Source organism: Microcystis sp. LE19-10.1B, from assembly GCF_027530565.1.
GTDB lineage: Bacteria > Cyanobacteriota > Cyanobacteriia > Cyanobacteriales > Microcystaceae > Microcystis > Microcystis aeruginosa.
The window spans coordinates 1-13,467 of sequence record NZ_JAPZQM010000678.1 but is presented as its reverse complement, the minus strand read 5'-3'; the positions used below and the strand labels follow the sequence as shown (position 1 = coordinate 13,467).

At 42.3% G+C, this 13,467-nt stretch carries 14 protein-coding genes, 1 tRNA gene and 1 pseudogene; 12 read left to right on the top strand and 4 right to left on the bottom strand.

The window, feature by feature from the left end; genetic code table 11:
• Positions 1-128: 128 nt before the first annotated feature.
• A complete protein-coding gene (locus tag O9332_RS24245; RefSeq protein ID WP_288027699.1) occupies positions 129-1,067 on the bottom strand; it encodes a choice-of-anchor I family protein in 939 nt (312 codons plus the stop codon).
• A gap of 214 nt (positions 1,068-1,281) precedes the next feature.
• On the opposite strand from O9332_RS24245, the gene cysE reads away from it, so the two are divergent.
• Together cysE and uvrA are read left to right on the top strand one after the other, a co-directional pair.
• A complete protein-coding gene (gene cysE / locus O9332_RS24240; protein WP_002757757.1) occupies positions 1,282-2,055 on the top strand; it encodes a serine O-acetyltransferase in 774 nt (257 codons plus the stop codon).
• A gap of 97 nt (positions 2,056-2,152) precedes the next feature.
• Positions 2,153-5,065: an excinuclease ABC subunit UvrA gene (uvrA, locus tag O9332_RS24235; protein ID WP_002757759.1), complete on the top strand. Its 2,913-nt coding sequence runs from the start codon at positions 2,153-2,155 to the stop codon at positions 5,063-5,065.
• Here the strand turns inward: uvrA and O9332_RS24230 are convergent.
• Positions 5,022-5,798, bottom strand: coding sequence for a class I SAM-dependent methyltransferase (locus O9332_RS24230; protein WP_043998901.1), 777 nt, complete (start codon positions 5,796-5,798; stop codon positions 5,022-5,024). The genes uvrA and O9332_RS24230 overlap by 44 nt on opposite strands.
• Complete coding sequence (locus tag O9332_RS24225; RefSeq protein ID WP_288027695.1) at positions 5,791-6,048, bottom strand: hypothetical protein; 258 nt, start codon at positions 6,046-6,048, stop codon at positions 5,791-5,793. Before O9332_RS24225 ends, O9332_RS24230 begins: the two co-directional genes overlap by 8 nt.
• A gap of 281 nt (positions 6,049-6,329) precedes the next feature.
• Between O9332_RS24225 and O9332_RS24220 the strand changes: the two genes are divergently transcribed.
• The 10 genes and pseudogenes from O9332_RS24220 to O9332_RS24175 all read left to right on the top strand — a co-directional run bounded on the left by O9332_RS24220 (position 6,330) and on the right by O9332_RS24175 (position 12,858).
• Positions 6,330-6,626: a hypothetical protein gene (locus O9332_RS24220; RefSeq protein WP_002757768.1), complete on the top strand. Its 297-nt coding sequence runs from the start codon at positions 6,330-6,332 to the stop codon at positions 6,624-6,626.
• A 6-nt stretch (positions 6,627-6,632) separates the two neighbouring features.
• Positions 6,633-7,037 (top strand): annotated as a pseudogene (locus O9332_RS24215) (type II toxin-antitoxin system VapC family toxin).
• A gap of 282 nt (positions 7,038-7,319) precedes the next feature.
• Positions 7,320-7,805: a DUF29 domain-containing protein gene (locus O9332_RS24210; RefSeq protein WP_002757770.1), complete on the top strand. Its 486-nt coding sequence runs from the start codon at positions 7,320-7,322 to the stop codon at positions 7,803-7,805.
• 105 nt (positions 7,806-7,910) lie between these two features.
• On the top strand, positions 7,911-8,810 hold the full coding sequence (locus O9332_RS24205) for a lysophospholipid acyltransferase family protein (protein ID WP_002757771.1): 900 nt from the start codon (positions 7,911-7,913) through the stop codon (positions 8,808-8,810).
• Between the two features lie 141 nt (positions 8,811-8,951).
• Positions 8,952-9,728, top strand: a complete 777-nt coding sequence (fabG, locus tag O9332_RS24200; RefSeq protein WP_002757772.1) for a 3-oxoacyl-[acyl-carrier-protein] reductase — start codon at positions 8,952-8,954, stop codon at positions 9,726-9,728.
• Between the two features lie 111 nt (positions 9,729-9,839).
• On the top strand, positions 9,840-10,607 hold the full coding sequence (locus O9332_RS24195) for a proteasome-type protease (protein ID WP_002757776.1): 768 nt from the start codon (positions 9,840-9,842) through the stop codon (positions 10,605-10,607).
• A 31-nt stretch (positions 10,608-10,638) separates the two neighbouring features.
• Positions 10,639-11,376, top strand: a complete 738-nt coding sequence (locus O9332_RS24190; RefSeq protein WP_002757778.1) for a sulfite exporter TauE/SafE family protein — start codon at positions 10,639-10,641, stop codon at positions 11,374-11,376.
• A 119-nt stretch (positions 11,377-11,495) separates the two neighbouring features.
• Positions 11,496-11,915 carry a tetratricopeptide repeat protein gene (locus O9332_RS24185; RefSeq protein ID WP_002757780.1) on the top strand — a complete coding sequence of 140 codons (420 nt, stop codon included), beginning with the start codon at positions 11,496-11,498 and terminating at the stop codon, positions 11,913-11,915.
• Positions 11,908-12,795 (top strand): M48 family metallopeptidase, encoded by an 888-nt coding sequence (locus O9332_RS24180; RefSeq protein WP_288027692.1) that lies wholly within the window; start codon positions 11,908-11,910, stop codon positions 12,793-12,795. Before O9332_RS24185 ends, O9332_RS24180 begins: the two co-directional genes overlap by 8 nt.
• Positions 12,774-12,858: transfer RNA gene (locus O9332_RS24175), tRNA-Leu, on the top strand. Before O9332_RS24180 ends, O9332_RS24175 begins: the two co-directional genes overlap by 22 nt.
• 60 nt (positions 12,859-12,918) lie before the next feature.
• Here O9332_RS24175 and O9332_RS24170 read toward each other — a convergent pair.
• Entirely contained in the window at positions 12,919-13,113 is a 195-nt protein-coding gene (locus tag O9332_RS24170) for a hypothetical protein (RefSeq protein WP_190722684.1), read from the bottom strand.
• Positions 13,114-13,467: the final 354 nt, after the last annotated feature.

The window sequence follows — 13,467 nt, the reverse complement described above, 5'->3', positions numbered from 1 at the left end:
ATGGGAGTGGTCGGGGGGAAAATTCCGGGACTTTTTCCCTGAAAATTAGGTAATTTACCCGATGAAAATGGGTAAAACCCCACACCCCACACCCCACACCCTACACCCTGCCCCTAGGAAAAACTTTTTCAGCAGACCCTAATTAAATAGGTTTGTCCGGCGATGGTAACGGTGGCGATCGTATCCGGTTGGTATAAGCCAAAAACCGGCCAATTATTAATATTTACCCCTCCATCTCGATCGCTAGGGTCCAAACCATTACCTGGTGCGTTAAAATTTTTGGCTCCTAGGGGTACAATACTGGTGACTTGAGCGTTAGCAACATCGACTACGGCAACAGCATTATTTTCCTGTAGAGACACCCATGCAGTGGTTCCATCGTCGGAAACGGTGATGTATTCTGGTTCCACATCTTGGGAAACCGTTTGACCGGGGAAAATGCGGACTCCCTGATTTCTTAAAGTGTTCTCTTGACCATTAAAACGGGTAAAGGTAGCAGTGTTGACCGTGGCATTGAGAACACCAGTGCTAAGGTCAATAATACTAACGGAACCATTGGGATCGATCGCCCCTCTTGCTTCCCCTTCGTTAGCGACCAAAACCCGATTACCGTCAGGAGTAAAGGTTAACATATCTGGTAAAGCACCCACAGTAACCTGACTCTGAAAGACACCATTAGTATTGAAAAAGACCACACTGCCGTTATTGGTAATCTGACTAGCTTCCATGGCCACGGCCACGATACCATTTTTGATGGCAACGCTGTTAACCCCTGCACCGTAGGGACTAAGATCGATCGAGGGTAAGGGAATTGGACTAGCGGGATTGCTGATATCGGCAATATCTAGACGATTATTGGGACCGGTCACGAATAATTTTCGACTAGCTGGGTCATAAGCGGGGATTTCTGCCCCGAAGTTATTAGCAGCAGTTGTACTATTGCCAAGACTGCTCAATCGGGTGATATTTAAAGCTGAGGCAGATTCGGTAACAATATTGATACTGCCAGCAATTGACAGCAAGGTTAATAAAAATTGCCAATGGTGACGATAGATAGGATGAATCATATTTTTAGCTGAAAACCTGCAAAAAAAGGCTAAACAATTGCATTTTTTCAGCCCCAAGTTAAAGGAAGATTAAACAAGAGAGAAATTAAGGATATCTTCAAAATTTGGCCAAGGTCAGTAAAAGCGAACTAGGAGAAGGAGTTCCTCGATCGCTTTTTAGTTGAACGGCTCATTTACCGGAGTGATAACATGGTTTAGTATAAGCTCGATCAATATGGAATCAAGACTCGTGTTATCTATTCTCCTAGCCGATTTCAAGATCATTTTTGAACGTGACCCCGCTGCCCGCAACTGGTTAGAGGTACTGTTTTGTTATCCTGGATTACAGGCTTTACTGTGCCATCGCTTCGCCCATTGGCTATATCAGATCGGGATTCCCTTTATTCCCCGTTTAATTTCCCATCTTGCCCGTTTTCTGACTGGTATCGAAATTCACCCCGGCGCCCAAATTGGTCAGGGTGTTTTTATCGACCATGGCATGGGAGTTGTCATCGGAGAAACCGCCATTATCGGTGATTATGCCCTCATCTATCAGGGAGTTACTTTAGGAGGGACGGGGAAAGAAAGCGGTAAACGTCACCCGACTCTAGGGGAAAATGTGGTCGTCGGCGCTGGGGCCAAGGTTTTAGGTAATATTTATCTGGGTAATAACGTTCGCGTCGGTGCTGGTTCTGTGGTCCTACGCGATATTCCCGCCGATTGTACCGTTGTTGGTGTACCCGGTCGTTTAATCTATCGCGCTGGGACGCGGGTGCAACCCCTCGAACACGGTGATTTACCCGACTCGGAAGCGGTGGCTATTCGCGCCTTGGTGGACCGCATCGAACAACTGGAAAAACAAGTGTACGAATTGCGGCTAGAACGGTCAAAAGAACCAGATTATCGGATTAATTGCCCAGTTTTAGCCCATTTAGAAGAAGAAGCGAGTCATGGCTGTTGCCCTGCGGCCGATCAAGATATGCGCGAGTTTCTCGAAAGAGCGGTTTAACCCCGAGAATCTTTTGATATGATAGAAGACTGGTTTTCTAGTAGCTGAAACCCATTCGTCAAAGCTATTATTGTTAAGGACTACTTGGCACCATCCGATGGCTCAAACTGACTCGATCCGTATCCGTGGCGCCCGACAACACAATCTCAAAAATGTTGATCTCGAATTACCCCGCAATCAGTTGATTGTTTTTACGGGAGTGTCGGGATCGGGCAAATCTTCCCTCGCTTTCGACACTATTTTTGCCGAGGGACAGCGCCGCTATGTGGAGTCCCTCAGCGCCTATGCGCGCCAATTTTTAGGACAATTGGATAAACCCGATGTGGATGCGATCGAGGGTTTAAGTCCGGCTATTTCCATTGACCAAAAATCCACTTCCCACAATCCCCGTTCTAGTGTGGGAACTGTAACGGAAATTTACGATTACTTGCGTTTATTGTTCGGTCGTGCCGGTGAACCCCATTGTCCCCATTGCGATCGCAATATTGCCCCCCAAACCATCGATCAAATGTGCGATCGAGTGATGGAATTAGCCGATAAAACCCGATTTCAAATCTTAGCGCCAGTAATTCGCGGCAAAAAAGGCACCCATAAGCAATTAATCTCTAGTTTGGCCTCCCAAGGCTTTGCCCGGGTGCGGATTGACGGCAAGGTAGTAGAATTATCCGAGGGCATCGAGTTAGATAAAAAACATCTTCATGATCTTGAAATTGTTATCGATCGCCTGATCAAAAAAGAGGGTTTACAGGAAAGATTAGTGGATTCTTTAACCACTTGTTTAAAGCATTCCGATGGTGTAGCGATTGTGGAAATTCTCGATGAGAATAACGAAGATAATCCCGAAGTTACCAAAGAAATTATCTTTTCCGAAAAATTTGCCTGTCCCGAACACGGGGCAGTTATGGAAGAGTTATCCCCCCGTTTATTCTCTTTTAATTCTCCCTATGGTGCTTGTCCCAACTGTCACGGATTGGGCAGTTTACGGAAATTTTCGGCAGATTTAGTCATTCCAGACCCGAAACAACCGGTTTATTCGGCTATTGCCCCCTGGTCAGATAAGGATAACTCCTACTATCTTTCTCTCCTCTACGGTTTAGGGCAAGCTTTAGGTTTTGAAATTCAAACCCCTTGGCAGAAACTAACAAAAACCCAGCAAGATATCATTCTCTATGGGAGTAAAGAACCGATCTATTTTGAAGATGATTACCGTTATGATACTGGTCGCGGTTACTATCGAGAATTTGCGGGAGTTATCAATATCTTAGATAGGAATTATCAAGAAACCACCTCGGAAGTTATTAAACAAAGACTAGAGAAATATATTGTTAACCAAACCTGCGAAGTTTGTCACGGAAAAAGATTAAAACCGGAAGCTTTATCGGTACGTTTAGGACAATATACGATCACGGATTTTACCGGAGTTACCATTCGGGATTGTTTGCAGAGAATTAATGATTGTCATTTAACCCCAAGACAAGCATTAATTGGGGAATTAGCCCTCAAAGAAATCAAAGCGAGACTACAATTTTTAATCGATGTGGGATTAGATTATCTTACCCTCGATCGACCGGCGATGACTTTATCCGGGGGAGAATCCCAACGAATTAGATTAGCTACTCAAATCGGTTCGGGATTAACGGGAGTATTATACGTTCTCGATGAACCTAGCATTGGATTACACCAAAGAGATAATAGTAAACTGTTAGAAACCCTGCAAAGATTGCGAGATTTAGGTAATACTTTAATTGTCGTCGAACACGATGAAGAAACGATTCGGGCAGCCGATTATGTGGTCGATATCGGTCCGAAAGCGGGGATTCATGGCGGAGAAATCATCTGTCAAGGCAGTTTTAAAACCCTTTTAAAGTCCAAAAAATCGATAACAGGGGCCTACTTATCGGGCCGCAAAGTTATTGAAACTCCCCCCCAAAGAAGGGAAGGGAATGGTAATGCTTTAGTCTTAAAAAATTGCCATCAAAATAACCTAAGAAATATTGATGTAACGATTCCTTTAGGAAAATTAGTCTCGATTACGGGGGTATCTGGTTCGGGCAAATCTACCCTAATTAATGAGTTATTATATCCAGCTTTACAACATCATTTAACCCGTTTAACTCCCTTCCCCAAAGAGTTAGAGAAAGTGGAAGGATTGGACGCGGTTGATAAAGTAATTGTCATCGACCAATCACCGATAGGACGCACTCCTCGGTCAAATCCTGCCACCTATACGGGGGTTTTTGACATTATTCGCGAGATTTTCACCGAAACCATCGAAGCAAAAGCTAGAGGTTACAAAGCGGGGCAGTTTTCTTTTAATGTTAAAGGAGGACGCTGTGAAGCTTGCCTAGGCCAAGGAGTAAACGTCATCGAGATGAATTTTCTCCCCGATGTCTATGTGCAGTGTGATGTGTGTAAAGGGGCGCGTTATAATCGGGAAACCCTACAGGTTAAGTATAAAGGTTATTCGATCGCCGATGTCTTAGATATGACGATCGAGGAAGCATTAAAGGTCTTTGAAAATGTCCCCCGGGCCACCACCAGATTACAAACTCTCGTGGATGTGGGTTTAGGATACTGTAAACTCGGTCAAAGCGCCCCCACTTTATCCGGTGGGGAAGCGCAAAGGGTGAAATTAGCGGCCGAATTATCCCGACGGGCCACGGGAAAAACCCTATATTTGATCGATGAACCGACTACGGGGTTATCTTTTTATGATGTGCATCATCTCTTAGATGTGTTACAAAGATTGGTCGATAAAGGTAATTCGATTATCGTCATCGAACATAATCTCGACGTGATTCGCTGTAGCGATTGGATTATTGATTTGGGACCGGAAGGAGGGGACAAGGGAGGAGAATTAATCGCGGTGGGAACACCGGAAACCGTGGCTAAATGTGAAAAATCCTACACCGGTCATTATCTTGCCCAAGCATTACTTCAATATCCCCCAAAAAAGCGGGATAATATTAGGGAAGAACACAGAGATAATAAAGCCAATGATCAAGATTAGTATTTAACTCTTGTTCGCTCTTAATTTCCTGACCGGTTTTCCCAGAATAAATTTTAATCTCTTGAAAGTAAGACCTTAACTGTCTTAATTGTTCTTTGGGGGTGGCGTAATAATTTCGCAGACGAAAATTATGGGGTTCATCCCGAATAATTGCATAGTCAGCAGTCAATAACTGTTGGTAGCTAAGAGAGGGATTACAGGCCCGCAAAATCGCCCAGATGACTAAATTGACATAGCTACTAAAAGGATTCAAACTAATCTTTTTTTTCCAATCGAATTCTGGGATAATTCCCTGAAGATTATGACTAGAAAAGCAAAAATAACCACCCGCTTTACCGATGCGGCTAATTTCCTCTAAAACTAGAAAACGGTCAGCAGGGGAAATATAATCAATGCCATTAAAACTAAAGAGAATAAAATCAAAATAATTATCGGCAAATTGTTCTAGATTTCTAGCATCGGCCACTTGCCAGACTAAATGGGGGAATTTTTGACGACAAGCGGCGATCATTTCCGTAGAATAATCAACACCGATATATTCTCCCACAAGAGGGGCAAAATACTTCGTAGTCCGTCCCGCACCTACCCCTAAATCAAGCATTTTCATCGTCGATAAACGCTCTTGCAGCAGAGTTAAAATTGTCTTTTCTGCTGGCTGTAGCGCGGTTAATTGGGCATAATAACCGACAATACTAGGGTCTCTATAGGTTTGCTGATTTTTGTCCTTAATCATTCTTGAGCACTCTTTCCTCATAATCTGGCTGTTTTTCTCTTACTAATAATTCACCTTCCCAACCGCCAATTACTTCTTCAAAAAAGCCTTCTTGCCATTGGCTAAATGTAGTTTTTTCTTCTTGTTCTTTTAGAGATATTGGCTGATAAACTAAGGTGACTTCTAAATCTGTGTTTTTAAGTTCAGGCGGTAAAGATATTTGTAATGTTCCATCTTCTCCTACACGGGTTTTAAAACTAATTGTTTTCATGGTTTCGGCTAAGGTTACTACTATCATAAGGATAGTGTAATATGTCCTCATCTGACAAGGTGCGTCCCCTGCGGTCTTTTAACCATAAAGACATCTTCACCCCAAACAGGTCGGACATGACAGAAACTACCATCCGATGAGAATGGCCATACATCCCACTCAAGACACCGTTATGCCGCTCTCTTCTCTTCGAGATCGAACTCACGATGTTGCATAACCACGAGAAACTTGATATATTGGCAGTTGATAAATATTATTGAAAATTTACTGGCGGCATAAATATGTTATCAACTGATGTCAGACAAAAATCGATGATTAAGAGAATTGAGCAAGTTGTTTCTATTTTAATGGAAGACCGTCCTTTCTTTAAAGAGGAACTTAATTATTCAGAAATAGTGAAACATTTGGTTGAATTATTTGAAAAAAATTTACCTTTTGAGGAGTTTAACACTATGTCAGAGGCAGAACTGAAAGAGCATTGTAGCTTGATTATGTCCACAGAAATCCTGTCAAAAATTGGCGGCGATTTTACTCCTGAACAAATGGCTATTTTCGATGAAGCAATTAAGCGTAAATAGGTAATTATGAGTTATTTGTTAGATACTAATATCGTCTCTTTGATCATTAAGCGTAATCTTGAAATTTATCAAAAAATTGAAGATGTCAAAGCTCAAAGAAAAAGTATCTTTATCAGTTGCATTACTTATTTTGAAATTAAGAGGGGATTTTTGGCAGTTGCTGCACCTAAACAAAGAGAAAGATTTAACCAACTTTGTCAGGATTATCAAATTATTTTATTAGATGATTTAGCTATTTTATAAAAAGCAGCCGAAATTCATGCTCATCTTAGATTAAGAGGATTACCCATACAAACAGAAGATATTTTAATTGCTGCTACTGCTATAGTTAAAAGTTTAATTGTTGTTTCTAATGACGGTGATTTATTGAGGGTTGAAGGATTAAGTTTAGAGAATTGGGTAGAGTTATAAATTAAACCCAATCTTTAATTCATCCGACATATTTTAACAGCTTGAGTCAGTAAAGACGTGCGTTACACTACGTTAACGCACCCTACAAAATTGGCTTGAGTCAGTAAAGACGTGCGTTACACTACGTTAACGCACCCTACAAAATTGGCTATGCACCAATGATCCTATAAACGAGAATTAGCGGGGCGGTGATTTTTCCCGTGTCAATATCAAAATTAGGAGAAAGTGGCCTAATATATATATGAGGGTGCTTATTTCCTATTAAAAACCGCCAACAACCCAATGAAAACTTTAAATCAGAATCCCTGGCAAGTAGAGGGAGGAGAAACCCTACCCCTACTTTACGAAATTGATCAACATCTTTGGTTAGAGGAAACAATAAAAATCCTCAAGGAAAATCGCTTAGATGAATTAGATGTAATCCATTTAATTGAGGAATTAGAAAGCTTGAGTAAAAGAGATAAAAACCGAGTCAGTAGCTTACTTGAACAAGTGATCAGGCATTTATTACTTTTACAATATTGGACAACAGAAGCAGAAATAAATGGGAATCATTGGCGAGCGGAAATTATCAGTTTTCGCACGCAATTAAGAAAATGTTTAACGACAAATTTACAGAATTATTTAGCCGAGGAATTACCGATAATCTATCAGGATGCTTTCGATTATGTTCAACAAAAAACTGGGTTTTCTAGCGATTTTCCCTCAGAATGCCCTTACAGTTTAGAGCAATTATTAGATAAAAATTGGTTCCACTGTGAAGATTAGACATTAAAAATGATAGAATTATCGAGGAAAGCCGTTCTAAAACGATGGGTTTTTTAACCGAAATTTGCGATAATAAGGTGCGATTAAATTATCAACTTGGCATCAATGCAGATTTTTAGCTCTTTTGTCTCATCTACGGCCACTTTTGCCGAATTATCCCTACAAGCAGCCAAGGCCCCTGTTGATACCCTCACCGGTTGGTCATTAGAGGATCGGGATCCGCAAGTGATCGAAAAATTTGTCCCCCTTCTGGATTGGTTTTATCACCATTATTTTCGGGTTAAAACCGATGGTTGGGAAAATATTCCCCCCTCAGGACAGGTATTATTCATCGGCTCCCACAACGGCGGTTTAGCGGCTCCCGATATGTTTATGATGATGTATGATTGGTTTCAACGCTTTGGCAGCGATCGCTTAGTCTATGGTTTGATGGATTCGCGAGTCTGGCGATTTTTTCCACCCCAAGCTAGTCTAGCAGCCCAAATGGGGGCCGTTCATGCCCATCCCAAAATGGCGATCGCTGCTTTAAATAGTGGCGCTAGTGTCCTCATTTATCCGGGAGGTGCTGCGGATGTTTTCCGTCCCCACAGTTTAAGAAATAAAATTTATTTTGCCGGTAATCAAGCTTTTGTTAAACTAGCTTTACAGTACGAAGTGCCGATTATTCCCGCCATTTCCCACGGCGCTCACTCGACTCTGTTTGTCCTCGAAGATATTTATCCTCAATTAAAAGAATTGCATAAACAGGGTATGCCTTGGCCTTTCGGTATTGACCCCGGGACCTGTCCCATCTATTTCGGTTTACCCTGGGGACTAGCTATCGGTCCCTTGCCGAATATTCCCTTACCCGTATCGATACAGACGCGGGTTTGTCCCCCAATTATTTTTGAACGTTACGGCAAAAAAGCAGCCCGGGACCGCCGTTATGTACGCGAATGTTATGAGAAAGTCTGTTATTTGATGCAGCAACAACTCGATCAATTAGTGGCGGCCAATTCTCCCTGATACTATACAGGAAAGTGGGGACAGAGCGATCGCACTTGAGGATGGCTGCGGTCAAATTAACCCGCTTGTGAGATAATGAATTGTTTTGAGCAAAGTTATCAGTACAAAGTTTTCTCTTGAGATTTGACGATTATTTGGGGAATGCAGAAAATTATGAAACTATTACCCGCAGAATGCCAGCATTTACAAGACAAAGTAGCCATAGTAACCGGGGCCTCGCGAGGGATCGGTAAAGCGATCGCCTTGGAATTAGCCAGCCAGGGTGCTACTGTAGTGGTGAACTATGCTAAATCTAGCAGTGCTGCCGATGCCGTTGTCGAAGAAATTACCGCGGCCGGGGGAAAGGCAATAGCTCTACAAGCAGATGTGGCTAAAAGCGAAGAAGTGGATAATTTAGTGGACAGTACCAAGCAAAAATTCGGTCATATTGATGTCTTAGTTAATAATGCCGGTATTACCCGGGATACCCTAATGTTAAGAATGAAATTAGAAGACTGGCAAGCGGTCATCGATCTCAATTTAACCGGGGTTTTTCTCTGCACTCGCGCCGTCAGTAAATTGATGTTAAAACAGAAAAGCGGCCGCATAATTAACATCACTTCCGTATCCGGTTTGATGGGTAATCCGGGTCAATCTAATTACAGTGCCGCTAAAGCTGGTGTTATCGGTTTAACAAAAACTTTAGCCAAAGAATTTTCCAGTCGAGGCATTACTGTTAATGCCGTGGCCCCCGGCTTTATTGAAACCGATATGACTCATGACCTCAAAGCAGATGAAATTCTCAAATATATCCCCCTCTCCCGTTATGGAAAACCGGAAGAAGTAGCCGGAATGGTGCGTTTTTTAGCCGCCGATCCCGCCGCTATTTATATCACCGGTCAAGTCTTTAACGTCGATGGTGGTATGGTTATGGCTTAATTCAGTTATCAGTTATCAGTCGTTGGTCGTCAGAATTTAGCTTTTTTATCCCAACTCTGGCACTCTCATCTCCCCACTTCCCAATTCATAATTCATAATTCATAATTTATAATGACTTACTGTTTAGGAATTATCAATCGTTTTGGCATTGTTATGGGGGCGGATTCTCGTACAAATGCGGGAGTCGATTATATCTCGGCCTATCGGAAATTATTTGATTTTTCGGTGTCGGGAGAAAGGGTAATTATGGTCTGCACATCCGGCAATTTATCGATTAGCCAAGGAGTGATTCACGAACTAAAAAGAGACCTGCACAATCAAGAGGATAAAAATCTCCATTCTCTGAATCATCTCTACGATATCGCCCACTATATCGGTGATAAAAGTCGTCAAGTACAAGCTAGGGAAAGAACTTGGCTAGAAAAAGATAATATTGATTTTAAATGTAACTTTATTCTTGGGGGACAAATTAAAGGAGAAGACCAGCAATTATTCCTGATTTATCCCCAAGGAAATCATATTCAAGCCACCAAAGAAACGCCCTTTTTACAGATAGGTGAAACTAAATACGGTAAACCGATTCTTGATCGCACCATTACCTATGATACACCCCTAGAGGAAATGGCCAAATGTGCCTTACTTTCCATCGATTCGACCATGAAATCGAATATTTCCGTCGGACCGCCTATCTATTTGAGTATGTATGAAGCTAATAGCCTAAGCCTACGTCATAAGTTACAATTGCGCCTAGGAGATCCCTACCTAGCCAAAATGCGGAAACTCTGGGAAGATTACGTCCGGCAAGCTTTCGAGGCTATGCCCAATGTGGAATGGCATTATACCGATGAAGACCCCAAAGAGGATATCATAATAGATTAAGTAACTCTTTGTGAATTAACTTTACAACTCGATGATCATTGTTACCTTGATGTTGGCAGGTAGTCTAGCTTGGTTTTTTAGCACCCTTGCTGGTGGGGGCAGCCCCCTGATTCTACTCCCCGTTTTAGGTTGGTTTCTCGATGCTGCCGTCATTCCTCCGGTTTTGACCACGGGGATGCTAATCGGTAACGTCCAACGCATGGGAATGTATTGGCGGGCCATTGACTGGCCCTCGACGGTGTGGTATCTACCCGGCGCAATTATGGGATCTACCCTCGGCGCTTTTGTCTTTGCCCATTTACAATTCAAATGGTTGCCGCTAGTTTTGGGAATTTTTCTGGTTTTATCCTCGCTTAAACAATTATTTCCCCAAGAAGAAAATCCTTTTTTTGAGATTAAAACTTGGTATTTTATGCCCTCGGGATTTATCTACGCTTTCCTCTCAGGATTAGTCGGTAGTACCGGCCCGATGATGAACCTGTTTTATATCAACTATGGGCTAGTTAAAGAACCAATGGTGGCAACGAAATCCGTTCACATGGTAGTAGTTCATGTGGCCAAATTAATCGCCTACGCAGCCTTTGGAGTTTTACATCTGCCCTTTCTCGGTTACGGTTTATTATTAGGATTAGCGGCCTGGCCGGGCAATTGGTTAGGACAAAAAGTTTTAGAAAAAATGAGTCCCCAACAATTTAAACAAGCAGTGATGTTATTCGTTTCGATGAGTGGCCTATTGATGATCTGGCGAGAACGCGGCATCGTCTTTTAAAATTTTGCTGACAAGGGGACAAATTTTGCTAGAATACTAGATAAAGGTGAATTGTATTAACCCCGTGTAATACAGCGATAACCGTTAAATTTGCTCCTTGATTAACCCCGCAACTGAAAATGACAGAAACCGCCAATTTTACCCTCGAACAAGGTTTAGAACGCTACCAACAGGGAGAAAGCGCCGCCAGTTTATTGCCGGAATTTAAACAATTAAGCGATCGCAGTCCGAAAAATGCCGCCGTTTGGTCCTGTTTGGCTTGGTTATATATGCTCACCGATAAACCGGAATTAGCCCTAAAAGCCGCCCAAAAAGCCGTTAAACTCGATAAAGTTTCCCCCCAAAACCGGATCAATTTGGTTTTAGCTATGTTGGAAACCAAAACCGCCGGAGTTAGAGAACATATCGAACTGGTACAACAATTAGTTAGTTTAAACAAAGAAGTTCGCCAAGAAGTGGATGAAAATATCGCCGATGGTTTAGCTAGAAAACCCAATTGGAAAAGTTTAGAACGCGTCAAAGCTTGGTTAAATGAATAAGAATATGGAATTATCAAAACAGTTATTACTCGGCTTAAAAGCCAATGATTTTCGGCATCCCATCGACCTAGAGGCCACTAACTCCCTTAAACAGTTGCCTGGGTTAGATATAGCCGTGAGAAGTTTGTTAGGTTCCGTCGCTGAGGAATTCTTTTACTTAAATAATATTGCTGCTAGTGTTTTGGTGGGGGAAAAACAATTACCCGACCTGCATAATCTCCTCCTAGAAGCTTGCCGAATTCTCGACTTAGAACCACCTCAATTATACATTCAACAAAACCCCGTTCCTAACGCCTATACCTTCGCCATGCGGGGCAAAAAACCGTTTATGGTGATGCACACTTCCCTAATCGAAATGCTGACTCCCGCAGAAATTCAAGCGGTAATGGCCCACGAATTAGGTCATCTCAAATGTGAACACGGCGTTTATCTCACTTTAGCCAATATTATGGTCCTAGCGGCGGGATTACTGCCCAATTGGGGGACAATGTTAGCACGATCCCTACAGGAGAGAATGTTAGCATGGGTGCGCTGCGCCGAGTTTAGCTGCGATCGAGCGGCTTTATTGGCAGTTCAAGACCCAAAAATCGTCATGTCGGTGTTAATGAAGTTAGCCGGAGGTTCCCCCAGTCTCGCACCTTTATTAAATTTAGAGGCTTTTATCGATCAGGCCAAGTCCTACGATGCCGTCAGCGCCTCGGAAATTGGCGAAATGTTAAAGGGTTTGCAAACCCAACAGTTAACCCATCCCCTCCCCGTCCTACGCGCGCGAGAAATCGATCGTTGGGCTAGTTCCCCCGATTATCACAATTTGTTAAAGAGTCCAAAAATGGGTTATAATGATAAAGCTAATGCCAAGGGCGAATGGCGAAATTGGTAGACGCACCACACTCAAAATGTGGCGAGGCAGCCCCTCATGTCGGTTCGAGTCCGACTCCGCCCATCAAATTACAGTAATTTCTGGCTATTATGGTCTAGAAATATCCCAGAATATTAGCCTAGTTTAGATTTGATTAGTTTTTATCCTGATACTCATACCTGTATTAAGAATAAAATTATTTATCTCACACCAGGTCAGAATTTCTGGGTCTAATGTTTCCTTTTCTGGTGCATTGGGTTCTCCGATTGCCCAAACCACTAAATCTCTATTTTTTCTCCGTAATTGCTTAACATAAAATGGGTCAATATTGTCATCCATCAGATATTGCAACATCATAAACTTTGCCTTTTTGCTTGTCTTTCCGCTTTAATTTTCATTAATTTCTGTACGACAGTCGAAGGATTTTGTTTTGGTTACTCACGCATTTTTTGACCCCATTCTCACCCATCAGCTATGTAGGGTCTGCTGAAAAAGTTTTTCCTAGAAGCAGGGTGTAGGGTGTAGGGTGTGGGGTGTGGGGTTTTACCGATTTTGAGGGGGTCAATTACCTAATTTTCAGGGAAAAAGTACCTGAATTTCCCCCTGATCACTCCCATGCCAGGCACTTTTGGATTTCAAAAAGGTCTAAAAGTCTTATCCAACAAGGTTTTTAGATTTATTCAGCAAACCCTA